Consider the following 24,408-nt stretch of genomic DNA (forward strand, 5'->3'; position numbering starts at 1 on the left):
CCTTCACCATGTCCCCAGCCGCCGACCGCTACACCCGCCTGCTCCAAGCCGTGGAGACTGTCGGGAAACTCGCAGAACAAGGCGACATCGAGACCATCGAGCACCTGCTCACCCAGCCGACGGCCACCCGCCTCGATACCTCCGCCACCAATGCCCTGCGCAACGTCCGCGACTCGATCCTCACGATCAGACGAGCCCTCACCGCACTACTCCAAGCCGCACACGAGGACGGAACGAGCCCGAGTCTCATCACCCGTCCAACAGCAGACGATGCCACCTCAGCCGGCCACTGCAGCATCGACCGCGCCGAGGCTTGGCGCCGCGTCCACCGGCACCTGCCGCGCCACGGCAGCACCCCGCTGCTCCTGCACATCGAAGAGTTCGAGGACGGTTTCCGAGCACTCCCGGTCCAGGCCGACATGCCCGAACCGCCCTCCATCCCCACCCTGGAAACGCCCGCGACCTTCGCCGTCGACAAGGCCACCGGAGCAGTCACCCGCTGGCCCCTGCTCTCCCTTGACGTCCTTGCCCGCCAATACCGCCGCTACCGTCAAGGCGAACCCATGACCTTCGACGTCACAACCGCCTGATCAGGCCGCCTTTTCCACCGTGGGTCGCGGTGAAATGTAGATCGTTCCAGGCGTGACCGGTCTCCGTGCACCGCCTGGCCACTACCGGTCCTGCCGCATCGCACCCATAGGCTGAAATTGTCTGGAAAATAGTCGCTCGCGCGGTTAGCCTCCGGCCGTGGCTGATCGAATTCTTGCGGAACTGTCGGCGATGGAAGCCGGGGAAGCCGATCTCCAACGCGCCTACCAGCGGCTGGAAGACGAGTTGGACCGTTTGGACAACCGTCTGAAAACATCGTTATCAGACTGGTCAGGAGATGCGCGGACCGCCTATGAGCAGGCGCATCACGAATGGATGCTCGCCGCACGCGAGATGGCCCGCCAGGTGGACGAGCTGCATCGCTACGTCGCCCTGGCACGACGCAACTTCCGCGCCTCCCTCCAGGCGAACCACGGCATGTGGAACCCGGCGTGAGCCCTCCACCGGTACCGGCCACGTCCGTCCCGGCACGGGTCGACATCACGCCCGAGACGGTCGACCGGGCGGCGGCCAACTTCGCGATCGGCCAGCAGGACCTGATCAAGGCCTACACGACCCTGTCGCAGAAACTGTCCGCGCATTCGTCGGGCATGGCCGGGTTCGACAAGGCCGCCCACCAGTTCGCCGCCCTGTACGACCCGGCGGCCAAGGCCGCCTACCAGGCGTTCCACAAGGCGATCGAAGCGTTGGGCGGCACTTCCCTCGGCCTCTCCCAGACGGTCAACAACCACCTGGCCGCCGATCACCACTCCCGCGCCGACCGCCCCGGCGGCGCGCCGCCGCGCTTCCCGCCGCACCCGGTGACGCAGAACTTCGCGGTGGCCGCCGCGCCCCCGTCGGTGATCGGGGCGATGAGCTGGGCGCCCAACACCACCGTCCCGCTCCTGCGCCGCGCGGTACCGCACCTGCCCGGCTGGGTGGACGGTCTGCTCGGCACCTCCAACGACTGGCCGCAGGGCAACCCGGACATGTTCGACCAGACCGGCGACGCCTGGGCGGACGCTGCCCGCGAGATCGGCCAGGTCGGCTCGTGGCTGAACTGGACGATCACCACCATCCTCGACCCGGCCGACAACGCCGAACACACCACCGTCGCCACCTACTGGGCCACCCTGTACCGGCCCGGCGACACCTCCACCATCGTGCCCGGCCTGCAAGCGATGTGCACCGCGCTGGCCAACGCATGCCACGAGTACGCTCAGGCCACCCGGGACGCCACCCGCATCGTCACCGGCGAGCACATCGCCGAGATCATCCTTCTCCTCGGCGCCGGCGCCGTCACCGGACTGCTCCGCAAACTGTTCGGCCGGATCCTGTCCCGCGTCGGCGCCTACATGCTCGGCCGCGTCGCCGCCATCGCCGAACGCTGGGCCCTCCGCAGGATCCTCGCCGACCTCCTCAAAGCCACCGCCGACACCAGAGTCGTCAAAGCCGTCCAGGGCGCCTTCGACAAGACGGTCGGCAAGGCGCTCGGCAAGGACATCGAAGCCACCGAACGCCGCCTCGGCCTCGTACCGGGCACTCCCGAGTACGAGGCCCGGCTGACGGAGCTGGCGAAGGACCCCGCCCACGGAGGCAAACCCAACGCAGCGACGAGACGCGAGGCAGAAGTCGGTTTGCAATTGGAACGGGACGGCCTCTTGCCCGGCCCTATCAAGCGCGCCCCCTTCGATGAGGCGGGAAACGACCGAGGTGAATTCATCGACGCGGCCGGCCGGCATTGGGATGTCAAGAGTTCTCCGGATGTCAAGCCAAGCTACAACAAAAATCCGGGTCAGCCGATTCCGAGACCGCAGTCAGCCGAGCTCTTCACTGCAATGGTTAACAAAGAGCTAGACAAGGGGATCAATGTCATTATTGATCCCATCGGGATGACGGCGGAGCGGGTCAGCGCGATGAAGCAAGTGGTCGCCGCCCATCCGGAGTGGCAGGGGAAGGTAATATGGAAACCATGAGCGAGAGCTTCGGACGTACGCGCGGGGACGTTCGCGCTTTTCCGCACGATACGGCCGCGAGGGAAGCCCTGGAAGCCTACCTGGACGCTCTTCCCAAGGACCCCCAGGGCTTCATTCCGTGCTTTGAAGGCGACGGCCTCGATTTTTCCGGTGCGGATCTGTCCGGCCTCGAGCTACTCGGCGCCTGCTTGGACGAGGCGATTCTCGACGGGGTCAACCTCCGCAACGCGGAACTCGGAAGGGCGTCTTTGATCGCAGCGAGCATGCGCGGCGCCGACCTGAGCGGCGCGCTTCTAAGGAAGGCGCAGGGGCGAGCCTGCGATGCGCAGAGGGCGCTGCTCGTCGACGCGGATCTCCGGACGAGCGAGTTCGAGGAAGCCGACCTGCGATATGCCGATCTCCGCGGGGCCAAACTCGGGAACGCATGGCTTGCCAGAACGGACCTGCGCGGTGCCGACCTGCGAGCCTGCACCTTCGGGGGTCCCACGACGTCGACCGGCCTCATGGAAGTGCGCATGGCGGATACACGTCTCGACGGCGCCACCGGCCATGTCACCGGACCGGTCGACGTTGGCACGGCCTCACCTCAACTGATCGACGGCGACGAACTTCAACGCTGGTTCGTCGACCACGGCGCACCCGAGGTCGAAGTCAACACCTGAGGGGATATCTCTTCTGCAGTTACGAGCTCCGACGAGGAAGCGCTCCGGTGGCGCGGGGACGGCGAGAAAACCGAGGAGAAGGGCTGAAAGTTGGCCGTCCGGGTGTGGTTCTTCTCGTCGGCCTACTCAGGGTGCCGTGTCAGGCAGGTCGGCGAGGAAGTTCTCTTCGGCGGTCAGTGCTTGTTTGATCGATTCGGGTGAGCGGAGAACGTGGCCTTCGCCTGGGAAGGTGAGGAGGCGGGCTTGGGCGCCGAGGGCGGCGGCGAGGGCTCTGGACTGGGCGGGTGGGGTGATGGGGTCGTTGTCGCCGTGGAGGATGAGGACGGGGCGGGTGATGTCCTCGGGATGGTGGAGGAGGGAGCGCTCCTCGTAGGTGGGGGCGGTGTCGGGCCAGGGGCCGATGAGGGTGTCGGCGTGGTGTGCTTGGAACTTGGGGGCGGCGTCGCGCCAGGTGGCGGGGTCGATTACGGGGCAGTGGGCGATGGCGGCGGTGAAGGTGTCGGTGGTGGCGAGGGCGCGGAGGGCGGTGTAGCCGCCGGCGCTGGCGCCCCAGATGACGGTGCGGTCGGGGTCTGCGCGTCCGGTGGCGGCGAGGTGGGTGGCGGCGTCGGCGCAGTCATGGGCGTCGAGGAGACCCCATTGGCTGTGGAGTGCTTGGCGGTAGGCGCGGCCGTAGCCGGTGCTGCCGCGGTAGTCGATCTCGGCGACGGCGTAGCCGCGGCTGGTGAAGTACTGGGTGTGCCAGTCCAGGCGCAGTGGCGTGTTCGCGGTGGGGCCGGGGTGGGCTTTGACGATCAGCGGCGGTGGGCCCCCGGCGGCGGGTGGGGAGTGGTAGAGGCCGTGGGCTGTATTGCCGTCGCGGGTGGGGAAGCTGAACGGTTCGGGGGTTGTAGCGGGATGGGTGTGGGTGGCGGGCGTGGTGAGGGGTTGGTGGTGGCCGGTGGCGGCGTCGATCAGGACGATCTGGGGTGGCTGCTGTGGGTTGGAGGCGATGGCGGCGATCGTCGTTGCGGAGCCCGACAGGTAGGGCTTGATCGAGGTGTAGGGGAGGTCGAGGACGCTGGTCTTGCCGTCGCGGAGGAGCTCGATGGTCTGGGTCCCGCCCTGCTGGACGAGGACGGCGATGGCGTCATCGAGGAAGGTGTAGGTGGAGTAACCGAACTCCCACTGGGCGACGCCGAGTTCGGCGTGGCGTTGCAGGACCGGTTCGACGCGGTCGCCGGTCCAGCGGTAGAGGTTCCACCAGCCGGTGCGGTCGGAGATGAAGTGCAGGACGCCGTCGGGGCTCCACTCCGGCTGGAACACCGATTCGTCCGGGCCGCCGGCGATGCGCTGGGGCGTGCTGAGGGTGCCGGAGTCGTCGAGGATCTCGGCTATGTAGAGCGTGGTGCCGTCCCAGGGCATGGTGGGTGCGTTCCAGCAGGTCCAGGCCAGCCAGCGGCCGTCAGGGCTGGGACGCGGGAACGAGTAGAAGTCCCATCCGCTCGCCGCGGTGCGCGGAGAGCCAGAGGCGGGGATCCAGGCCAAGTCGTTGACTACGCGGTCGCCCTCGTGGCGTTCGCGGACGGTCCACAGGCCGGTGGCGCCGGGCCTCATGTCGGTGTAGCGCGCGCCGGTGGCTGATGTGACGGGGACGGGTTTGTGATCGGTGGTGCGGTAGATCCGCTGGTCGGAGGCGTAGCAGAACCAGACTTCGGTGTCGGTGGCGTAGTACGCGCCGCCGCCGTATTCGTGGACGTAGCTGGCCACGTCCGTTCCGGGGGGAAGGACGTCGCGGGCGCCGTCCTCGGGTGTCCAGCGGACGAGGACGTCATGTCCGTCAGGTCGGCCCTCCAGCCAGTAGACGACAGCACCGCCCCGCAGGACCTGGACGGCGTCCAAGGCGGTGGTGGCCTCGGCGACCTGGTCGGCGGGGATCGGGATCACTGCGGCTCCTGGAGCCGGGCCTTGACGTGCTGGTCCATCTGGTCTGCCTCCCGGTGGTGTCCGCCGTCGCGCAGAAGATCGCGGAACCGTCGTACCCGCCGCAACCCCGACACCGACCCGCGGGCGGCGAAGATCTCCAGCGAGCGGTGTGCGGCGTCGGTGGCCTGGTCGAGCCGGCCGTCGCAGAGGTGGGCTTCGGCGAGGCCGATGGTGATCTGGGCGCCGCGCCGTTCGCAGGTGGCCGGGAGCACGGCCAGTCCTCGCTGAACGCGGTGATCGCTTCCTTGGCATGCCCAAGGCGGAGGTGGCATTGGCCGCGGTAGTCGGCCAGGGCCGTCCGGTCGAACTCGTACATCCACTCTTCGCGGTCTTGGGCGGCGTCGAAGTGCTCCTCTTCTTGGTGGAGAAGGGCGAGGCTGCCGTCACGTCGGCCGGTGGCGGCGAGGGTGCCGGCGGTCAGGGCGGACAGCCAGGAAAGGGTGAGGCGCGTGGTGGCCTTGGGGGCCGTGTCGAGGGCCTGACGAGCGTGGTGGACGGCGTCGTCGGCATGCCCTTCGGCTTCGCTCGCGAGGGCTTGGTAGCCGCTGATGTAGGAGGCGAGGGCCGGGTTGCCCGCTTCGGGGAAGAGGTCCCGGGCCGTCCGGTAGTAGAGGGCGGACTTGTGCGGGTCGCCGAGGTCATGCCAGATCCAGCCGGCGAAGCCGGCCGCTTCGCCGGCCGCCGATGCGATGCGATGGCGCAGCGCAGTGGACGAGGCGTTGCCGAGGAGCGCGATCAGTAGCCCCAAATGCGCTTCGACCGGGACGCTCATCTGCGCGGATGTCAGTTCGTGGTAGAGGCGGCGCTGCCGGTCGGTGATCGCTTCGAGTTCGGCGACCATGTCGACGGTCACGGCTGAGGGACGTGCGGCGGCCGCGGCCAGGCGGCTCCAGTCGATGTCTTCTTCGGGCGCCGGGTCGGCATGGTGGCGGGCGGCTTCACGGGCGTGTCGCTGTGCGGCTTGTTCGCGGATCACGCCGGGCAGGAGCGAGGCCAGCCGGCCGCCGGCCGACAGCGCGCGTTCGCACGCCAGGACGACGTTCTCGGTGGGGACGACCCGGCCCCGCTCGACATTGCCGAGGTGCTGCCAGGAGTAGCCGGTCAGCTCGCCGAGCCGGATGAGCGTGAGGCCGCGTTGCAGGCGCGCCCGGCGGAGCTCGGCGCCGAGGTGGGCGAGCAGCGAAGCCGACGGGTTGAGGGGTTTGGCCGGACGGCCGGGGCCGCGGCCAGGACGTGGTGGTGGGGACGTCGTCATCGAGCCGCCTCGTGTCGCTGGGGGCGGGTTTGCTCGTCGTTGCGAGCAAACCAAATCGAGGTGTGTGCTGTCAGCCGTACCGCCCAGGCCGTGCAGGCTCCGGCTGTACTCGATGCACACGACACCGCGCCGCGAAGCCGAGAGCACGGCGACCTTCGTGGCGGAACCGGCTGGAGGAACTGCAGTGACTGAGACGAACGTCGCACCGGACCGCGCCGCGGAGTTGCGCGGACAGATGGTCGATGCGCTCGTCGCGGACGGCACGATCATCTCCACGCAGGTCGAAGCCGTTATGCGCGCCGTACCTCGGCACCGTTTCGCTCTGGACGCGTCCCTGGAGCAGGCGTACGACGCCTACAAGGCCGTGTTCACCAAGAAGGACGAGCACGGCGTCATCACCAGCTCGGTGTCCGCGCCGCAGATCCAGGCGATGATGCTGGAGCAGGCCGACATCGGCCCAGGCATGCGGGTCCTGGAGATCGGCTCGGGCGGATACAACGCCGAGCTGCTCGCCGAGCTGGTCGGCGAGGCCGGCGAGGTCACAACCATGGACATCGACTCGGATGTCACGGCGCGGGCCGCACGCCTGCTGGCCGACACCGGCTACGGACGCGTTCGGGTCGTCACGGGCGACGCGGAAGCCGGTGAGCCCGCAGGCGCGCCCTACGACCGGATCATGGTCACGGCGGGGGCCTGGGACGTCCCGCCCGCCTGGACCGCGCAGCTGGCCCCGGCGGGACGGCTGGTGGTGCCGCTGCGGATCAAGGGGCTGACCCGCTCGATCGCGTTCGACCGCGTCGCCGACCACCTGATCGGCTCGTCCGGGCAGGTGTGCGGCTTCGTGCCCATGCAAGGCGCCGGCGTCCACCAGGAGCAGCAGTTGCTGGTCACCGGGACCGGCGAGATCGCCCTGCGGTTCGACGACGGCCTTCCCCTGGAACCGAGCCGGCTCGACAACGCGGTACGCACCCCTCGGGCCGAGAGCTGGACCGGCGTGCGGGTCGGACGGCAGGAGCCGTTCGACACCCTGCAGCTCTTCCTCGCCACCGTGCTGCCCGGCTTCTGCATCATGGCCGTGGACCCGGACCTGGACACCGGCCTCGTCGCGCCGAGCAACAAGTGGTTCTCCATGGCCACCGTCGACGATCGCGGCTTCGCCTACCTCACGACCCGTCCCACAGCTGACCCGCAGACGGTCGAGTTCGGCGTACACGCCTTCGGCCCCAACGGACCCGCGCTCACCGAGACCGTCGCCGCGCAGGTGCGCGCCTGGGACCAGGAGCAGCGCGGCGGGCCCGGCCCCCGCATCGAGGTCCACCCGGCCGGAACACCCGATGACCGGCTGCCTGCAGGCCGCGTCGTCGACAAGCGGCACAGCCGGGTCACGATCTCCTGGTCCGCGGCGCGTTCCGCCGATGACCAGGTTGTCCCTCCCGCCCCTACCGCACAAGGAGAGTGATCCAGATGGCGCAGACCGCCACCCAGCCGACCCCCGTGACCGCGGACGACCTCCCCGAGGACGAGTTCGACCTCGACGTGCGCGTCGTGGTCGCCGCGCACCCCAACGGCAAGCTGATGTGCGACACCGGCGACGGGTGCGGCTCCACCTGCCAGGGCAGCGCCTGCAACTCCTACATCGACGACCCGTTCTAGCAGGCCGGTGACAGCCGGGGTGCGCTGGAGCCCCCGCCCGGCGCATCCCGGTTCCCCGGCTTCGGTATGTGGACCGCCAGCCTCGGAGGCCACCCATGGCGCGCAAGCCCCCCTTCAGCTACCAGTGGCAGCCCGGCGTGCTCCTGCGCGCCACCACCGCGCCGGACGGTATCGGCGATCTCCTCGCAACCCTCGACGACTTCGACGACCCCGAGCAGGGCCGGGATTGGCTTGCGGAGGTCTGGCGCGACGGACGAGCGCGAGATGCCCTGGAGGTCGCCAGTCCCGTGCTGGTCGCCCGCGTGCAAGACGTGCTGGAGGGGAGATGCCGCCAGCAGCGGCGCGTGCGGCGAGTCGTGCTGTCGGTGGCGTCGTACCTGCTCCGCTGGCAGCGGCGTCCGACCCCGTTCGGCTTGTTCGCCGGGGTCGCTCCGGCACACGTCGGCGATACAGCGCGCGTGTCCTGGGGGACCAAGCACCTGACGGCCGTGCGGCCCGACGCCGACTGGCTGGCCGACATCATCGACCGCCTGCATCACTGCCCCGAGCTGCTACGGCGCCTGCCGGTCGTCGCGAACGACACCGCGCAGGTGCGCGGCGACCGGCTGGTGATCCTCGGCGACTCGAGCGAGCAGCTTGCGCCGCTCGAGACATCGGTGCGCCTCACCCGTCCGCTCGAAGCAGCCCTCGAAACCGCTCGCCGACCGGTGAGATTCGGCGTGCTGCGCGACCGTCTCGCTGCGGAGTTCTCCTCGGCCGCCGTAGGACGGATCGAGGCCATGCTCACCGGGCTCGTCTCCCAGAACGTTTTGATCAGCAGCCTTCGAGCCCCGATGACCCAGCCGGACGCTCTGGGCCACCTGTGCCGCGAACTGCGCGGCGCCAATGCCGACACCATCGACTTGGTGCAGCGCCTCTACGAGCTCAACGAGGAACTCGGCATCGACGCTCCGCCGACGCCGTGGCGCGCACACGCCCAACTGGCCGAGCGAATGCGGACCCTCAGCGCTGCCGCACCAGTGCCGCTCATCGTCGACACCGCGCTCGACTGCCAGGTACAGATCCCCGAACAGGTCGCGCGTGAGGCACACGACGCAGCGGGTGTGCTGTATCGGCTGACGCCCCAGCCCTTCGGGTACCAGCACTGGCGCGACTACCACGGCCGATTTCGCGAGCGGTACGGCGCCGGGGCTGTGGTTCCCCTCACCGAGCTGGTCGCCGACAGCGAACTCGGTCTGCCCGCCGGCTACCTCGGCTCCGCCCACGGACGTCCCCGGCGTCCGCTGACCGATCGCGACGAGAAGCTCCTCGCTCTCGTCCAGCAGGCCCTCCTCGACGGGGACGACGAGATCGTCCTCACCGAGCAGCTGATCGAAGACCTGGCAGTCGGAGATGGCGACGACATCATCCCCGTCCCGCGCGCCGAGCTGGCCGTGGAGATCCACGCTAGGTCCGTTGAAGCGTTGACCCGCGGTTCGTTCCGCCTCGTGGTCACCGGAACCCCTCGTCCGGGCAGCAGCATGGCCGGACGCTTCGCTCACCTGCTGCCCCAAGCAGACCGGAGCGACCTCGAAGCCACCTATCGAGCCGGCGTGCCGGAGGCGATCAGCGCCCAACTGTCCTTCGCGCCCCGCCGCCGGCGCAACGAGAACATCAGCCGCACACCGCAACTGCTGCCGTACGTCATTGTCCTGTCCGAGCATCGCGCTGACCGCGCTTGCGTGATCGGGCTTGACGACCTTGCGGTCACCGCCGACGCCCGCCAGTTCTTCCTCATTCAGCTCTCTACCGGCAGGCGCGTCGAGCCGCGAGTCGTCCACGCCCTCGAAGCCGGCGTGCACACCCCGCCGCTCGCACGGTTCATCGCCGAGATCACCACCGCTCGGTGCGCTGTCTACAAGGCCTTCGACTTCGGCGCCGCAGCCCACCTCCCGTACCTGCCGAGAGTGCGGTACCGGCGCACCATCCTCGCCCCGGCCCGCTGGCTGCTGACGGCCTCCGATCTCCCCGGCCGTCACGCCACCATGGCCGAATGGGAAGCCGAACTCCGAACCTGGCAGGCCCGGCTCCGCGTAGGCGACAGGGTCACCATGGTCGACGACGGCCAGCGCCTACCGCTCGACCTCGGCCATCGCGTACACCGCGCCCTGCTGCGAACCCGGCTCGACAGCACCCGCCAGTTGGAACTGCGCGAAGCGCCTTCACCGGACGACCTGGGCTGGATCGGGAAGCGCGCCCACGAACTTCTCTTCCCGCTTGCCCTCGCCGAGGGCACTACCGCTCAGCCAGCCGTACTTGTACGACGATCTGCCAGTCCGATCGGCATCGAGGCGCATCTACCCGGACGCTCCAACGTCCTGTGCGCCGATATCAACGCCCATCCAATGCGCTACAACGACATTTTGACCACGCATCTGCCGAACCTGCTGCAGATCCTCGCACCGCAACCGCAGTGGTGGTTCCGTCGGCACCGCCGCATGGCTCACCCGGAAGACGACCAGTACCTCGCGCTCTACCTGCAACTCACCGACGCCGCGATGTACGGCCGAGTCGCCGCAGCGGTCCACGATTGGGCAGCCGACCTCCACCGCCGACGACTGCTCGCCGACATCAGCTTCACCACCTACCGACCCCAGACGGGACGCTACGGCCACGGCTCCGCGATGCATGCCGCCCACGCCGTCTTCGCCACCGACTCATCTGCCGCGCTCGCTCAGCTCAACGCGGCCAATCGATCCGGGATAGAACCGCAAGTCCTCGCTGCTGTCAGCATGATCGACCTGGCGCTGAGCTTCACCGCCTCACCCGGGCAGTGCTTCGACTGGCTCATCCAGCACCTGCCACGAGACGCCGGTCCGATCGACCGCTCCCTTGCCCAACAGTGCCATGACCTTGCCGCCGCTCTCACCGAGCCCGACGCTGACGCTGCTGCGATCCGGCCGCTCCCAGGCGGACCTGACCTCATCAGCGCCTGGACAGCCCGCCGCATAGCGCTAACCAACTACCGAGCCGCGCTGAAGTCGCAACGTGACCCGTTGACGGTCCTGCGGTCCCTCCTCCATCTCCATCACGTCCGTGCCGTCGGTGTTGATCCCGACCTCGAACGCCTTACCGGACACCTCGTCCGCAGCGCCGCACTTCGCCGCATCTCCATGGCCGGGAGCGCACGGTGACACCGCCAGCACGCCCCCGCGACGCCGCGGCCGAACTCGCCGACCAGCTCGTCCAGCACCTGGTCACTCCAGCCACATCTCCCGCGGACGAGGAGTGGACGGCTCAATCGCTCGCCAAGGGCGCCGCCGGCATCGCCCTCATGCACATCGAACGCGCTCACATCGGCGTCGGAACGTGGAAGGACGCGCACGCCCACATCAAACGAGCATCCGCCGCAACCATCAGCGCCGCCGACAGCACCGGACTGTTCCTCGGCGCCCCCGCCCTTGCCTTCGTCCTCCACGCTGCAGCCCAACAAGGCGACCGCTATGCCCGAGCGCTCAAGACACTGGACACCCACGTCCACCGGCTCGCCCATCGCCGGGTCGACGCCGCGATGGCCCGAATTCACCATCGAGAGCTGCCCGCCTTCGACGAGTACGACATCTTCTACGGACTGACGGGAATCGGCGCCCACCTGCTACGCCGCGACCCGAATGGCAGCGCCCTCGAGCGGATCCTGGCCTACCTCGTCGCGCTCACCAGGCCACTACGGACGAACGATCAGGAACTTCCGGGATGGTGGGTCGCCCACGATCCTCGCGGCCGCACCCCCACAGCGCATCACTTCGGCGGCCACGCCAACCTCGGCGCCGCCCACGGCATCACCGGCCCTCTCCTCTTGCTCAGCCAGGCGGCCCGACACGGCACCATGGTGAAGGGGCACCACGAAGCCATCGACACGATCTGCACCTGGCTCGAGAGCTTGCAGCAGCAGGGCGACGCCGGCCCATGGTGGCCCGAATACGTCACCCGATCAGACCTGCACACCGGCATCAGGCAGTCTGGTCCTGCCCGACCGAGCTGGTGCTACGGCACGCCCGGAATCGCCCGCGCCGGACAGCTCGCCGCCATCGCCCTCAACGCCCCCACCCGGCAACGCTTCTACGAGAACGCCCTCCACGACTGCCTCACCGACCGGGCTCAAACCGTCAAGCTCACCGACCCCGGCCTATGCCACGGCTGGGCCGGCACCTACCAGACGGCCTGGCGCGCCGCCCGCGACGCGGCCACACCCGAGCTGGCGGCCGTCCTCCCTCACCTGGCCGATCAGCTCATCCAACACACCGCCACCGCTCCTGAGCCAGAGCCCAGCCTCCTGGACGGCAACGTCGGCGCGATCCTCGCCCTGCACACCGTCGCCCGCGACGAAGCACCGATTTCGGGATGGGACGCATGCCTCCTGATCGACTGAACCGCCCAGAAGACGACCGTCAGCCGGACATCCCACCCGCGCCTCGATCAGCAACAAGTCAGCAGCTCACAAGGACCGAGGACGCCGTGCTGCACGTCCTGGCCGGCACACCCCTCAACCACGTGGCCGACTGTTTCCGGATGCCGCCCGCCACCCTGGCCACGGCCGTCGAGACCTACCAGCGCGCGGGCCGCGAAGCACTCCGCTACCAACACGGCGACTCCGACTGGTGGCAGCTCTACATCGAATTCACCGACTGGCCGCGCGCCGAAGAGGCCGCAGCCGAGCACCTCGCCCCGCTCCTGGACACCTCCACCACCCGATGGTGGTTCATCCGCAAGCATCCATGCTGGCGCGTGCGCCTTCGGGAAGACTCCTCCTACCGGCGAACCGTCCTGGACTCAGCACTCGACAGACTCACCGTCCGCGGGCACATCCAGAGCTGGTGGCACGGCATCTACGAGCCGGAGACGACAGCGTTCGGCGGCCCCGAGGGCATGAACGTCGCGCATGAACTGTTCTGCGCCGACAGCCACGCCATCCTGAACGCCCCGCTCGATGACCAGCCAAAGCTCGGTCGCCGCGAGCTGTCAGTTCTCCTGTGCACGGCGCTGTTCCGCGCCGCCGGACTCGAATGGTACGAGCAAGGCGACGCCTGGCATCTCGTCGCCCAGCAACGCCCCTTGCCCACCGACGTGCCGACAGGTCGGCTGGAAGCGATGGCCGAGTCCCTCCGGCTGTTGATGTCGGCCGACCTCGCTGCGGACGGCCCGCTGCTGAGCGAAAGCGGCCCCCTGCCGTTCGCTGCCGAGTGGGCAGGCGCCTTCCACCGCGCAGGCCAGGCTCTCGGTGCCTCCGCCCGCGCAGGCACCATCGAGCGGGGGCTACGCCGCGTGCTCGCCTACCACGTCATCTTCCACTGGAACCGCCTCGGTCTCCCCCTCCGAACCCAAAGCATCCTCGCCACCGCCGCCCAGACAGCGATCCTCACCGTGTAAAAGGTCGAGCCCAACTTACCGCACGAGGCGTCGCCAGCAGATGGCGGCCCGGCGGCGGCGCCCGGCTACGGCGAGGGCCACGGAAGCCTTTATAAATGTCGTCGCAGACTATTCAGCGGATGAGTAAGTGGTAGAGCCGTTGTGAAGGCCGGTAGTGCGCTGGAGGACGCAGCGGTGGACGGCCAGCCGCGCCGGCCACGGACGACCGCGATCGGCCCGGTTCCAACTATTCCAAACCGTTGATCCTGCGTTGTTCCCGAGCGAGACGGCGTCTGAGCTTCCTCCGCGCACGGCTGTTCAACCTGCCGACCAACTGCTCGGCGGTCTCGGAACGTGACTCGCGAGTCTCGGCGGTGACCGTGACGGCGCGCTTGCGCCGCCCATCGGCCCAGTACTCATTCGCAGGCATCGCTCTCACCACGTTGTGCCAGGGGAGATAGCACTTTAGACGGTGCGAGTCCGAACCTCAAGAGCTCGTTAGGCCGTAGGGCGCCCGCGCTTGAGTTGCGTGATCCCTCACCTCGACATACGCCTGCGCCGCGACATGAGTGAAGGTTGCTGAAGGCTGAATCGGACGAACTGCCCTGGCATGTGGCTGGTTGCGGGCTGAGGTGAACGAGGGGGCGGATGTTGTGTGCGCGTCATCGTTCGGCGTATGGCCGGGAAGTAGGATGGGAAAAAGTTTCCGCCAGGGTCCCGTAAAAATCGTACGGGTTATCCACCATGAGAAAGTGGCCGGCTTCCGGTATGCACTTGACCTGATAGTCGGCCAGGTATGGGAGTAGGTGCCTCTTGTCCTCCTCGGCTCCGTGAACATAAGTTTTCGCCTGCGGCAATTCACGAAAGAGGTTGAGAAGCTTCCCGCTGTCCGACCATTCTACAAGGGAGCGTGCACTTTGGTGGATGGCGTTCGGCTCGGCCTCGCTGTACCAGCGTGCCCAGGCGCGGAGGTCGGGTCGCTCGGAGCGGACGAGTTCGCGCTGGAACGACCGATAGCCAGCTTCGATGAATTGGTCGCTAAGCTGGTTGGCGGTCCAGCGGCTCACCAAGCCGCAGTCTTCGGCGATTAGGTTTCCTTCCACGCTGACATAGTGGGTCAGCGAGGGGATGTCCTGAGCGGCGAGGAGGCCGACCGAGCCGCCCATGCTGTGGCCGACGAGGAAGAGGCGCCCACTGGCCCCCCAGAGGCTCCGCAGGTATTCGATGAGCGATCGGGTGATCGCGGCGTAGGCCGGGAGTGAATGGTCCTGGTCATGATCGCTTTCGGAGTGGCCGTGCCCGGGAAAGTCGAAGGCGCAGAGGGTGAATCCGCGCAGAGCCTGGCAGTCGAAGGCCCCGGCGAAGCTCTCCTTTGCACAGCCCAGGCCGTGGAGGAACAGCACGAGGTCGTTTCCGCTGTGACGCATGTTGACGGCGATCCGTGTCGGACGTTCGCCGAGGGTGATGTACACCTGCTCTGCCTGTTTCATGGCTTCGCTCGTTCATATAGAGGGGGAGTTTGAGGCGTTTCAGCCCGCACCGGTCGAGCGTGCTGCCCGCCGGCCCCGGACGCGGGAGCCTGGGTGATGTGGCTTACACCATAGTTACCCGAGTAAGATCACAACTGAACTATGCCAAAAAGATCTCCGATGTTCACAAGATTGTCGGCAGCATGGCCACAAACGTCCAAGACCTACTTCTCGCAGGGTGCTGGTAGCATGCACCGTTCCAAGTGGGGTCCGGCGCGTGATCATGGATCAGTTGGTCTTTGAGGCGGGTACAGCAGACCCTCAAGCCTTTCCTTGAGGAACTGGGGGCCGATGAGATCGAAATGACCCAGCCGCGAGCAGTCCAGGTTGCTGATGTCCAGGCCCCGGTTACGGGCAGCTCGTGCCATGCCGTTGAACTGGTTCTCGAAAGCGAAGGACAGGATGATGTGCACGTCTCGGGCGATGCGCGCTAGTTGCCCAACCCGGTCGAGAAACTGGTCGTAGCCGTCGCCCTGCCACACACCTACGACTTCCTGCGCATGCCGCCGGACTTGACCGAAGTCCTTGGACGTGATCTTTCTCAAGTAGGCACACAGGTAACCGAGTTCACCGATGTCCCGGGCGGAGTGCAACAGGTCGACGAGCTCGGGCAGCGGATCTTGGGAGTTCACAGCGGCGACCTTGCTCGAAATCGTCGTCGTCGTGCGGTTGACGTTGGGGTCCAGCAGCACGGTCCGTTCGATCCTTACGTCGCGAATCTGGTCCTGTGCGTAGCGGTTGAGGAGGAGCAGCGCGTCGGCGCCGAATGAGAAACCGACGACGGTGATGGTCTTGTGTGGGTTGTCCTTGCGGAACCTCCTCAGCGCGTACGCAAGCAGCTGCAGGTGGGACTCGAGGGAGATCGGCTTGTAGTGGTCGTCGTTGCGTTCGCTGGTGTTGAAACCGAAGAGGGTGAGCGCGATGCAGTGGAACCGGCTTTCCAGCATGTACGACTGGAAGTCGTCGTAGTCCAGCCCCAGTCCGTGCAGGAAAATGACGAGGTCGTTGGAGTCGCGTTTCGTCTCCAGGTAGCGGAGCGACCTGCCGACGACCGAGTCGCCTTCGCTGTGGATGTGCTGGATCGCGTCGGAGGTGATCGGAATCTCGCCGGTCTGCAACTCGGTCGGCCCGTGCCGCCGTGCCAGGAGGCGGTAGAAGGCGAGTGCGGAGCCGCTCGACACGGTGGCGATGAGCAGCGCCGAAAGGACGGTGGCGCTCAGCCATTCGCTCGTGGCGGCGATGGCGCGGCGGAACTCGGCGGAGTAGAGGTTCGTCGCGAGGCCCAGCAGCGAGCCACCAGTGCCGGCCAGTACCGCCAACCAGCGCGGTACGCGCGGGCCCTCCTCGTGGACGGCGACCTCACCGCCGCCGTTGCGAGCCAGCGGTCTGATCACGACGGCTGGAATGCGATGGGATACCTGGCGGTGAATTCGTCGTAGTCTTCCAACGCGGTCACCTCGCCGATGAAGTGTCCGTCGGACACGGTGCAGAGCCGGTACGGGTCGGTGCGATAGTCGCAGTACACCAGGGTCTCGCACCCTTGGCGGGTCAGTTCGGCGCGCGGCTCGGTGACAATGATCAGTCCGGGCGGGCGCAGGTTATCGCGCAGCGTGTTGATGATCTGCGTTCGGCGGTCAGGAGCGATTTCGTACAACACGTAACTCAAGTTCGCGGCGTGTATCGGCCAGCGGTGCAGGAACTGCCGGAGCACCGCCGTGTCCAGGAGATCGACCTCGCAGGTTTCGGTCGTCGCGCCATTGACGTCCACCGCGTCGAGGGCGAACACCAGTTCACCGAACAGGGAATCGTAATATTCAGATGAGCCATAGCATTCCCGTACCCAATGCAGGTCGGGAAAGGGGCCCCGGTCGACGGCCAGCGCGCGGCGAATGGGAGCCTCCCGGTAGGCCGGGACGCCGCCGGGCCAAGGCAGGTCCGCGCTGAAGGCGGTGAACAGCTTCTCGTTGTTGATCTGTTTCGGCATGATGCCGAGGCCGGTTCCGAGATCGGCGAAGCATAGCCCGCTGCGGCTGTGCCGTGGGAGGCAGGCGCTGAGGATCACCTGAGGCACCAGGAAGCGCCGCGCTCCAGTGAAGGAGTTGCGTCGCTGCTCGACGATGGTGGCGATGCCGTCCGCATGCTCGCGTGCCATCCGCCCCAGTAACGCTGCCCGAGCCACCTCCGAGGCCGGTGCGCCGAGCAGAGCGAAATCTTCCGGAGCTACAGATTTAAGTGCGATACCGAAAAGATTGATCAAGTGGCCCGGACTGTGCGCCGGCTGGCGCAGCGCGCAGCGTTCGAGGATGCTCGACAGATCGCTCGAAGGATCACTCAGATCGCGCGCCACCAGGCGAAAGAACTGGCGCCATCCGTGATCCTGGGGATGTTCTCCCAGTCGCTCGGCCGCGTTCTGAAGATCCTTTAAATTCACAGTATAGAAGCTAACATTCGAGTTTTACTATGGCAAGTTAAGTAGATTAGGGTAAGTCAAAAACCTGGGTTTTGTCGTGCGCTACCGACATGTACGATCCGGTACCGGACGAGCAGCAGCCCGCCATCGCTCCGCCTCTCCACTCCCACCCGGGCTCGTGCCGTGCCCATGCGAGGCTGACTGGTCTGGCCGACTCTCGGGCTCCGACGGACGTACCAGCCTCGCTGTGTTCCGGTGCCCGAGGCGGGGGTGCGCCCCGCCTCGGTGTCAACCCGGGCAAGGTAAGGCTCCTACGCACAAAGTGTCCGCAACGCGCAGCGAACGGCACAGCTCTCGAAAATGGTGGCTCGGCCGTCATGTGCGATGGACAGGCGCGTCCCGCAGCGGCCGAGGGGATGACGACGGGATTCGAAGAGGCTTCCGCCGACGCCCGGCGGCTGCGGCTACGAGACCCGGTGCCGCGGGACCCGGCGGTCGCGCAGGAGTCGAAACGCGTCCTCAACCGAGTGCTGCTGCCGGTGCTCGACGCGGCGGGCCGCGCGCCGCGCTGCGGCTTGTCAACGGCTCGGCCGAGTAGAGCAAGACACGGCCGCCGAGGCGGGATGGACGGTCTACGGCCTAACCAGAGCCCACGATCGGCGAAGCTGACCTGAGCGGCCTTACGCACCCCTGGCTCTCACCATGCCTCGCCTTATGAACGAAATGGTTTTTGGGCGTTGGTTGATTTGCTCGTGGGCGCCGTGTGGCGGGCTACTGGGTGTGGGGTGGTGAGGCATTCGTCGATGGAGGCGGGGAAGCCGGCGGCGGCGAGGGTGCTTTGGCTGGTTGCGGCTGAGCGGCGGATGATGAGGCGGGCTTCGTCGGCTTGGGCGGGGTTGCCGGCTGCGAGTGCTTCGACTGTGTGGCCGAGCGTGGTGACGGTTTCGGTGCCTTGGGTTTCTGTGGCTTCGTAGAGGCGTAGGAGGTGGCGGGTTGATGCGGGGACGCGGGGGCGGAAGGTCGGGTGCTGTTGCTGCTGTTGGAGGACGTCGATGACGGCGAGGTCGTTGATGGCGGTGCGGTGGTGGGCGGCGATGACGTTGCAGGCCTCGAAGGCTTTGAGGGTGACGGTGGCGACGCGGGCGGCGTCGGTTGTCGTAACGGCGAGCTGGGCGGGTGGTTTCATGCGGCAGGAGGCGCGGGGGCTGGGTGTCCAGGCTGGGTCGGTGTGGATGAGGCGTCCGAGACGGATGATGAGGTCGCTGGCGTCGGTGGCGATTCCGGTGGCGGGGTGGCCGAAATGGTCGTAGGCGTCCCAGCGTCGGATGATTGCTTTCCATCGTCCACTGGTCTTCCTGGCGGATTGGGCGACTTGTTTGAGGTGTGGGATGTGGTGCGGTTCGTTGAGTTCTTCGATGCGGCGGGTGAGGTGGAGGATGGTTTTGCTGTTGATGTCGCAGATGATGGCGGCTGCGCGGGCGAGGTAGCGCCAGGTGGTGATCGAGCCGGGTGCATCGGGTTTGTTCAGCCGTTGGATGCTGGCGTTGATCCCGGTGATGGATTGGTTGATGTCCTCGCCGGCGGTGGGTGGGATCCGTTCGGGGGTGCGGTGGAGCGGGACAGGCTCGATCGGTGGCCGTTGGTCGGCGCCGAACACGCGGGACAGGACGGCTGCGGTCAGGAGCGGTCGGCTGGCGGTGTTCGCTGGGGCCCCGGTGTGCTTGGTCAGGTGGGCGGCGGTGGCGGTGTGGTCGCTGAGGTGGTGGAGCAGGGCGCGGGCGGTGTCGGTGGCGGCGATGGTGGGCGCGTCCGGTGAGATGGTTTCGGTGAGGGTGGTCGGGGTGTGGGAGGCGAGCAGGTCGAGGCCGCAGCCGAGGGCGAGGGAGACGCAGCGGATCTTTTCGGCGAGGGTGGTTTCGGGTGTTTCGGTGGTGGGGCGGGGACCGAGGATTTGCGCGGCGTGGTCGATGAGGGTTGAGGCGCGGTGGGCGGCGTCCCGCACGCCGTGGTCGTGGGTGTGCGGGACGCCGAATCCGGTGGCGATCTGGTCGTGGTAGCGGACGAGGACGTGGGCGAGTTGGGAGAGTTCGGCTCGGACGGCGGGCTGGGCGGCGTGGTGGGCGATGTCGGGTGCGTGGACGGCGGTTTTGAGGTCGATCAGGTGTTCGGCGGCGAGCGCGGTCATGTCCCCGAAGGTGACCATGGGCGGCTACCGGAGGGCTTCGCGGAGCCGGCCGGCGTGCAGCGCTGCTTGGAGGCAGGCCATCTTGTCGTCGGGGTGACTGGCCAGTTCGGCGGCGCGTACCAGGCTCTGGGAGACCTTGCCGGCCAGTTCGAACAGCGCGTCGGCCGTGGCGTCGGCGGTGTCCTGGTCGGCCGGTGCTGCGGTCTGCAGAGACGGGGCTTGGCGGAGGGCGCGGTGGGCTTGGGTGGCTTCGCCTTCGGCCATGCCCCAGGCGATGTATCCGTCGGGTTGTTGGGCGGCGAAGGCGGTGATGACGCGTTCGGCGTGGGCGAGGTCGTTGAGGGCGGTGGCGAGGAGTTCGGTGAACCAGGTCTGGCGGACCTGAGCGTGCTCGCGTTCGTGGGTCATGTGCGGGTCCTCGGCTCTTCGGGTGGGTGGGGCTGGTGTGCATAGCGGGTGGGGCCGGGGCGGATTCGGGCGTGGCCGCGTTGGTGGCGGGTGGTGTTGCGCATATGGGTTCTCCTGGTGCGTCTCATGCGGCTTGGGATGGGCCGGGGTGGCGTCTTGGCTGGTTGTCCGGGCGGGTGGTGGGCGCTGCTGGGGGGCTCGGTATGACTTGGGTGATGTGGTGGGGGAAGTCGTTGGCGGCGGCTGCGGTATCACGCGGGCGGCCGGCGGGTGCAGGTGGTGGCGGTTTGGGGTCGAGTTCGTTGCGCAGTTGGTGCGCGGGGACGCCTGACCAGGTGCTGAGCGCCTCGATCAGGGTGTCGCGGGAGCGTTTGATGGCGGCGCGGTCGGGTGTCGTGGCGCTGGTGAGGCGGGCCGCGAGGCTGATGTAGGCGCGTTCGGCCTGGTCGGCACGGGAGATGGCGCCCAGGGGCGTTGGGGGCGGTGGGAAGGGAGGCGCTGGGGCCAGGTGGCCGGTCGGCGCGGCGAGGATGGTGGGGATGCCGGGGACTTCGACGAGGTAGATCGTCCCGGCGTCGGATCTGCTGGTGGTCCAGCCGACGATCGTGCCGCAGCGGTCGCCGTGCAGGGGGAGGCAGACCTCGTCGCCGACCTTGTACGGTGCGGCGTCCTGGCCGGGGTTGTGTGTGGTGGTTGCGCGTCCGCCGGCGATGACCTCGGCGAAGTCGAGGTCGTGATCGATGGCGTAGTGCTCCAGGTCGTTGATCAGGGCGCTGAGCAGGGCTCGGGTGTAGAGCGGGTCGCGGTCGAGCAGGGAGCCGCCGCCGGGGAAGGCCGACTGTTCGTAGGTGCGGACGAGGTGGGTGGCGCGTGCCAGCTGGGTGGCGTTGGGGTCGTGGTCGGTCATGGGCTCCTACTTCAGGGCCGCGTGCAGGCGGCCGGCGTGGTGTGCGGCTTGCAGGCAGGCGACGCGGTCGCCGGGGTCGGTGGACTTGGAAGCGGCGTTGAGGATCGCCTGGGTGACGACCAGCACGAAGTCGGCGATCGCCTCGGCGAGTTCCCGGGTCTGGTCCGTGGTCATGGGTGCGGCGCTGGGCCAGGCGAGGGTGGGGGCTTGTGACAGCGCCCACCATGCGTCGATGGCCGCGGTGGTCGCAGTTTCGTGGTCGAGGTGGTTCGGCTCGTCGTCGAGGTCGGGGAGCACGGTCGTGGCGCGTTCGATCAGCTCCAAGCCGATGAAGGCCGAGGCGAGCAGGGCGGGGATGGAGTCGGCGGCTTTGATCTGTCGCGTGAGGTAGCGGAACTGGTGCTTCAGGAGATCCTCCGTGGTGTTGCGGCTGTTGGTTGCGGGGTGGGTCAGCGGCTGGGGCCGAGCGGTGGTTGCCGTCGGCGTGACGCGGGGCTCGTGACCGGCTTGTGTTCGCCGGCGATGCTGTCGGCCAGAGGGACCGGGAACGCTTGAGCGGCGAGTTGGGCGGGCGTGGGCCGATCGGTTGGGTCGGTGGCGGGCGCCGGAGGCGGCGGCTGGGTGACGTCGCCCGGTTCTGCTGTGTTCAGGTGTTCGGCGACCCTGCTCAACAGCAGGTCGGTGATGTTGCGTTCGGGCATGTCGTTCCAGGTCGTGAGCGCGTCCAGCAGGGTCCGGTGGTCGTGCAAGTCGTCGCGGGTCGGTTGGTGGCCGTGGACGTCTGCGAGGGCGATGCGGGTGGCGGTGTCGACCAGGAGCTGTTCGGCTTTGAGCGGGTCGTGGACGACACCTTGATGGGTGGGCGTGGCGGGGAAGGGCGGTGCCGGCTCCAGGTTCGCGGCCAGCACGGGCTGGTTCTGGGTCTGTCCGAGGAAGTGCACGTAGTACTCGGCCTGGCCTTGCTGGGAGACCAGGACGCCGGTGACGGTGCCCCGGGTCGGCTGGCCCAGCAGGACGGCCTCGTGCGCGGCGGGGCCTTCGAGCTGGACGGTCGAGCCGATGGCGAAGGCGTTGGGGTTGCCGCGTTCGATGTCGTAGTAGGCCTGTGCTTGGGCGGCCAGGTCGTGGAAGTCGATGCCGCGGCGGTCGGCGTAGTGCATCAGGTCGACCAGCAGGTCGCTGATCAACTCGCGGGCGTCGTCGTCGTTGGCGTGGTGGTCGAGGTGCTCGGTCTGCTCGAAGAGAGCTTGGAAGGCATCGAGAGCGGCGGCTCCGAACTCGGCGAACTCATCGGCGCCGGCTTCGGTCATATGGCCTCCATGGAGTCGGTGGGCTGGTGACGCGGGCGGGTGCTGCGGTGGGTCTAGAGGCGGCGTGGGCGTCGCTCGGAACGGTCCGGCGGTTTCGGGACGGCACGCGGGGCGTCGGGCCGGATCGGTGTGGGGCCTTGCGGGAAGCCGGTCGCGGCCAGCCGCGCGACCGGCGAGGGGCCGGGCGGGACGGCAGCGGCGATGTCGGTCGGCCGGGTGGGTTGCGGGACGGGTGGGGGCAGGTGGCGGGCGATCTTTTCCGGGTGGCCGCCCGACCATGCCGCGAGGGCTTCGGATAGCCGTGCGAGGTCGTCGAGCCGGTCCTGGTAGCCGGCCGGGGCGCGGTCGGCGTTGCACTCGAGCCAGGCGGTGAGAGCGACGATCGTCTCCTCGGCATCGCGTGCGTGGGTGATGACTCCGGTTGTTCGCGTGGCGATGGGCAGGAAGGCGTCCGCCGGTTGGAGTTCGGACGCGGTCACGTGCACGGTGTCAGCGACGGCCGGGACGCGGACCGTGCACCTGGCATCGCCACCGGGTGTCTGGGTGAGGGAGGTGATGAAGCCGCGCCAGCGTGGGTACCGCGGTGCGGCTCCGGTGGCGGTTTCCTGCTGGCGAATCTGTACTTGGGCGCCGAGCCGGAAGTTGTGGACTTGATCGGTGTCGTCTGTGCTGCGGTCGAGGCTGCGCTGGTGCAGTTCCTCGAGGGTGTCGCCGATGTCCTGGCCGTGCCGAGCCGAGTAGCGGGCGAGCTGCTCGAGCAACGACTGGACCAGTGCCTCAGCCAGGGACGGGTCGGCGTGGTGGCTGGGAAGGTCGCCGGGGAGAAGTTCGCGCTGGTAGGCGTCGAGTGCCGCGGCGACGGCGTCGTCGGGATCGGGCATGGGGATACCTCCGTGGGAAGCGGATTGCAGGGTGTCACGTCAGGTGTGGACGGGAGCCGGATCGGCGTGGAGCAGGGTGAGCGGTTGTGGGTGGGGCGGGCGGTTCGCGGGCGAGGTCGGCGGCGATGTCGTTGGGGAACGCAGCCGCGGCGCAGCGAGCGGCGGAGGGCCAGTCGTCGGCCGCGTACTGTTCGCCATGAGCGCGTAGATGGTGCAAGACCTGTTCGGAGGTGGTGCCGGACCAGGCGGCCAGCGCCGTGGACAGCTCCGCCAGGTCGGCGTGCAGCCGCTCGTCGGGTCCTGCGGTGTCGTGGCTGGTGCGCTGGTGGATGAGCATGCTGATGAGGGTCTGCTCGGCTGCCTGGGCGGAGAAGACGGTGCCGACGGTGCGGGTCGGGATCGGGGTCATCCGGGTGGCGGGCTGGAGTTCGGCAGCGGTGGTGTGGCGGGGTTCGCTGATTCCGGGGATGCGGAGCGTGCAGTCGGTGCCTGATCCGGGGCCGGTGGATTTCAGTTCGGTGATGAAGCCGCGCTGGGGGTCGCTGTCGTGGTCGCGGAACTGGACTTCGGTGTGGATGCGGAAGCTGTAGCGGGGGTTGGTGAGGGCGCCGCCGCGGTCGATGCGGGCTTGGATGAGGGCGTCGAGCAGTTCAGCGACGTTCAGGCGGTTGCCTTCGCCGTAGCGGATGAGGTCGGCGACAAGGGAGTGCAGGAGCCCTTGGGCTTCGGCGTGGTCGGTGCGGTGACCATTGGCCAGGTCGCCGAACAGGTGCCGCTGGTAGGCGTCGAGTGCGAGCGCGGCGGCTTCCATGCGGTCGGGCATGCGGATCTCCAGTCAGTGGCGTGAAAGGTGGAGAAGAGGCCGGGGTCAGGCCCCGTTCGGAGCGGGGGCCTGGTAGTCAGGGCCGAGCCAACCGTCGGGGACCGGGGCGACACGGGCTTCGTGTGGGGTGAGGTGTTCGTTCTCGGTGCACTGGTAGAAGGGCCCGCGGGGGCCGAGGAGGACGGGGAGTTGGTGGTCGAGGTGGTCGCGGTACCACAGCGCCATGCCGGTGGCGCCTTGCAGCCGCATGGCCTCCCACGCGTACCAGAGGGCGGTGAGGCGGGAGATCGCCTCGCCGTGGTGCCACCACTCCGCGCACCAGCGGAACTCGCCGCCGAGGGTGCGCCGGTACATGGGGACGAAGTGGCCGGTCACCCAGCTGGTCAGGCTGGGATACAGCGGCTTGAGCTTCTCGCTCCCGGGATGGGGTGCGGTGGTTTCGACGGGCATTGAGCCTCCTGAACTGTTGGG

22 protein-coding genes are annotated in these 24,408 nt (G+C 68.1%); 9 read left to right on the forward strand and 13 right to left on the reverse strand.

Translation table 11 applies throughout. From position 1 onward, the window contains the following. Positions 1-8: 8 nt before the first annotated feature. The 4 genes from F8568_RS01335 (at position 9) to F8568_RS01350 (ending at position 3,226) form a co-directional block, all read left to right on the forward strand. Positions 9-590, forward strand: coding sequence for a hypothetical protein (locus tag F8568_RS01335; RefSeq protein ID WP_151590287.1), 582 nt, complete (start codon positions 9-11; stop codon positions 588-590). Between the two features lie 157 nt (positions 591-747). Then, the gene (locus F8568_RS01340) at positions 748-1,044 is read left to right on the forward strand and encodes a WXG100 family type VII secretion target (protein ID WP_151590289.1); all 297 of its coding nucleotides are present in this window, start codon (positions 748-750) and stop codon (positions 1,042-1,044) included. Then, entirely contained in the window at positions 1,041-2,564 is a 1,524-nt protein-coding gene (locus tag F8568_RS01345; RefSeq protein WP_151590291.1) for a WXG100-like domain-containing protein, read from the forward strand. Before F8568_RS01340 ends, F8568_RS01345 begins: the two co-directional genes overlap by 4 nt. Beyond that, positions 2,561-3,226: a pentapeptide repeat-containing protein gene (locus F8568_RS01350; RefSeq protein ID WP_160573464.1), complete on the forward strand. Its 666-nt coding sequence runs from the start codon at positions 2,561-2,563 to the stop codon at positions 3,224-3,226. Before F8568_RS01345 ends, F8568_RS01350 begins: the two co-directional genes overlap by 4 nt. A 126-nt stretch (positions 3,227-3,352) precedes the next feature. Here the strand turns inward: F8568_RS01350 and F8568_RS01355 are convergent, their stop codons facing one another. Beyond that, positions 3,353-5,152 (reverse strand): S9 family peptidase, encoded by a 1,800-nt coding sequence (locus F8568_RS01355; protein WP_151590295.1) that lies wholly within the window; start codon positions 5,150-5,152, stop codon positions 3,353-3,355. Further along, positions 5,046-6,446, reverse strand: a complete 1,401-nt coding sequence (locus F8568_RS01360; protein WP_160573465.1) for a helix-turn-helix domain-containing protein — start codon at positions 6,444-6,446, stop codon at positions 5,046-5,048. Before F8568_RS01360 ends, F8568_RS01355 begins: the two co-directional genes overlap by 107 nt. A 184-nt stretch (positions 6,447-6,630) precedes the next feature. On the opposite strand from F8568_RS01360, the gene fxlM reads away from it, so the two are divergent. From fxlM to F8568_RS01385, 5 genes are all read left to right on the forward strand, one after another. Further along, positions 6,631-7,905, forward strand: coding sequence for a methyltransferase, FxLD system (fxlM, locus tag F8568_RS01365; RefSeq protein WP_328600664.1), 1,275 nt, complete (start codon positions 6,631-6,633; stop codon positions 7,903-7,905). A gap of 5 nt (positions 7,906-7,910) precedes the next feature. Next, complete coding sequence (locus F8568_RS01370; RefSeq protein ID WP_151590301.1) at positions 7,911-8,099, forward strand: FxLD family lanthipeptide; 189 nt, start codon at positions 7,911-7,913, stop codon at positions 8,097-8,099. A gap of 95 nt (positions 8,100-8,194) precedes the next feature. Next, positions 8,195-11,272 (forward strand): lantibiotic dehydratase, encoded by a 3,078-nt coding sequence (locus F8568_RS01375; protein ID WP_151590303.1) that lies wholly within the window; start codon positions 8,195-8,197, stop codon positions 11,270-11,272. Then, complete coding sequence (locus tag F8568_RS01380; protein WP_328600665.1) at positions 11,269-12,507, forward strand: lanthionine synthetase C family protein; 1,239 nt, start codon at positions 11,269-11,271, stop codon at positions 12,505-12,507. Before F8568_RS01375 ends, F8568_RS01380 begins: the two co-directional genes overlap by 4 nt. 86 nt (positions 12,508-12,593) lie before the next feature. Further along, positions 12,594-13,505 carry a thiopeptide-type bacteriocin biosynthesis protein gene (locus F8568_RS01385; RefSeq protein WP_328600666.1) on the forward strand — a complete coding sequence of 304 codons (912 nt, stop codon included), beginning with the start codon at positions 12,594-12,596 and terminating at the stop codon, positions 13,503-13,505. Between the two features lie 641 nt (positions 13,506-14,146). Here F8568_RS01385 and F8568_RS01390 read toward each other — a convergent pair. The 11 genes from F8568_RS01390 to F8568_RS01440 all read right to left on the reverse strand — a co-directional run bounded on the left by F8568_RS01390 (position 14,147) and on the right by F8568_RS01440 (position 24,387). After that, on the reverse strand, positions 14,147-14,974 hold the full coding sequence (locus tag F8568_RS01390; protein WP_151590307.1) for an alpha/beta fold hydrolase: 828 nt from the start codon (positions 14,972-14,974) through the stop codon (positions 14,147-14,149). 260 nt (positions 14,975-15,234) lie between these two features. Beyond that, positions 15,235-16,407 carry an alpha/beta fold hydrolase gene (locus F8568_RS01395; protein WP_160573466.1) on the reverse strand — a complete coding sequence of 391 codons (1,173 nt, stop codon included), beginning with the start codon at positions 16,405-16,407 and terminating at the stop codon, positions 15,235-15,237. Continuing rightward, on the reverse strand, positions 16,404-17,444 hold the full coding sequence (locus F8568_RS01400; protein WP_160573467.1) for a hypothetical protein: 1,041 nt from the start codon (positions 17,442-17,444) through the stop codon (positions 16,404-16,406). The genes F8568_RS01395 and F8568_RS01400 overlap by 4 nt, the downstream gene beginning before the upstream one ends. A gap of 691 nt (positions 17,445-18,135) precedes the next feature. Continuing rightward, positions 18,136-19,608, reverse strand: a complete 1,473-nt coding sequence (locus tag F8568_RS01405) for a hypothetical protein (RefSeq protein ID WP_202124349.1) — start codon at positions 19,606-19,608, stop codon at positions 18,136-18,138. A 24-nt stretch (positions 19,609-19,632) separates the two neighbouring features. Continuing rightward, positions 19,633-20,016: a hypothetical protein gene (locus F8568_RS01410; protein ID WP_151590313.1), complete on the reverse strand. Its 384-nt coding sequence runs from the start codon at positions 20,014-20,016 to the stop codon at positions 19,633-19,635. 124 nt (positions 20,017-20,140) lie between these two features. Next, positions 20,141-20,923: a hypothetical protein gene (locus F8568_RS01415; protein WP_151590315.1), complete on the reverse strand. Its 783-nt coding sequence runs from the start codon at positions 20,921-20,923 to the stop codon at positions 20,141-20,143. 6 nt (positions 20,924-20,929) lie between these two features. Continuing rightward, a complete protein-coding gene (locus F8568_RS01420; protein ID WP_151590317.1) occupies positions 20,930-21,247 on the reverse strand; it encodes a hypothetical protein in 318 nt (105 codons plus the stop codon). A 125-nt stretch (positions 21,248-21,372) separates the two neighbouring features. Beyond that, positions 21,373-22,233, reverse strand: a complete 861-nt coding sequence (locus tag F8568_RS01425) for a hypothetical protein (protein ID WP_151590319.1) — start codon at positions 22,231-22,233, stop codon at positions 21,373-21,375. 53 nt (positions 22,234-22,286) lie between these two features. Continuing rightward, a complete protein-coding gene (locus F8568_RS01430; RefSeq protein WP_151590321.1) occupies positions 22,287-23,114 on the reverse strand; it encodes a hypothetical protein in 828 nt (275 codons plus the stop codon). 34 nt (positions 23,115-23,148) lie between these two features. Further along, positions 23,149-23,937, reverse strand: a complete 789-nt coding sequence (locus tag F8568_RS01435) for a hypothetical protein (RefSeq protein ID WP_151590323.1) — start codon at positions 23,935-23,937, stop codon at positions 23,149-23,151. Between the two features lie 45 nt (positions 23,938-23,982). Further along, positions 23,983-24,387, reverse strand: a complete 405-nt coding sequence (locus F8568_RS01440) for a DUF4913 domain-containing protein (RefSeq protein WP_151590325.1) — start codon at positions 24,385-24,387, stop codon at positions 23,983-23,985. Positions 24,388-24,408 lie beyond the last annotated feature (21 nt).

Source organism: Actinomadura physcomitrii (assembly GCF_008923205.2).
Taxonomy (GTDB): Bacteria; Actinomycetota; Actinomycetes; order Streptosporangiales; family Streptosporangiaceae; genus Spirillospora; species Spirillospora physcomitrii.

Bases quoted from the DNA above. Each gene is read 5' to 3' on its own strand.
- F8568_RS01335 (WP_151590287.1), top strand. From the start codon at position 9: ATGTCCCCAGCCGCCGACCGCTACACCCGCCTGCTCCAAGCCGTGGAG.
- F8568_RS01350 (WP_160573464.1), top strand. From the start codon at position 2,561: ATGAGCGAGAGCTTCGGACGTACGCGCGGGGACGTTCGCGCTTTTCCG.
- F8568_RS01360 (WP_160573465.1), bottom strand. From the start codon at position 6,446: ATGACGACGTCCCCACCACCACGTCCTGGCCGCGGCCCCGGCCGTCCG.
- F8568_RS01370 (WP_151590301.1), top strand. From the start codon at position 7,911: ATGGCGCAGACCGCCACCCAGCCGACCCCCGTGACCGCGGACGACCTC.
- F8568_RS01375 (WP_151590303.1), top strand. From the start codon at position 8,195: ATGGCGCGCAAGCCCCCCTTCAGCTACCAGTGGCAGCCCGGCGTGCTC.
- F8568_RS01390 (WP_151590307.1), bottom strand. From the start codon at position 14,974: ATGAAACAGGCAGAGCAGGTGTACATCACCCTCGGCGAACGTCCGACA.
- F8568_RS01405 (WP_202124349.1), bottom strand. From the start codon at position 19,608: ATGACCGCGCTCGCCGCCGAACACCTGATCGACCTCAAAACCGCCGTC.
- F8568_RS01410 (WP_151590313.1), bottom strand. From the start codon at position 20,016: ATGACCCACGAACGCGAGCACGCTCAGGTCCGCCAGACCTGGTTCACC.
- F8568_RS01415 (WP_151590315.1), bottom strand. From the start codon at position 20,923: ATGACCGACCACGACCCCAACGCCACCCAGCTGGCACGCGCCACCCAC.
- F8568_RS01425 (WP_151590319.1), bottom strand. From the start codon at position 22,233: ATGACCGAAGCCGGCGCCGATGAGTTCGCCGAGTTCGGAGCCGCCGCT.
- F8568_RS01430 (WP_151590321.1), bottom strand. From the start codon at position 23,114: ATGCCCGATCCCGACGACGCCGTCGCCGCGGCACTCGACGCCTACCAG.
- F8568_RS01435 (WP_151590323.1), bottom strand. From the start codon at position 23,937: ATGCCCGACCGCATGGAAGCCGCCGCGCTCGCACTCGACGCCTACCAG.
- F8568_RS01440 (WP_151590325.1), bottom strand. From the start codon at position 24,387: ATGCCCGTCGAAACCACCGCACCCCATCCCGGGAGCGAGAAGCTCAAG.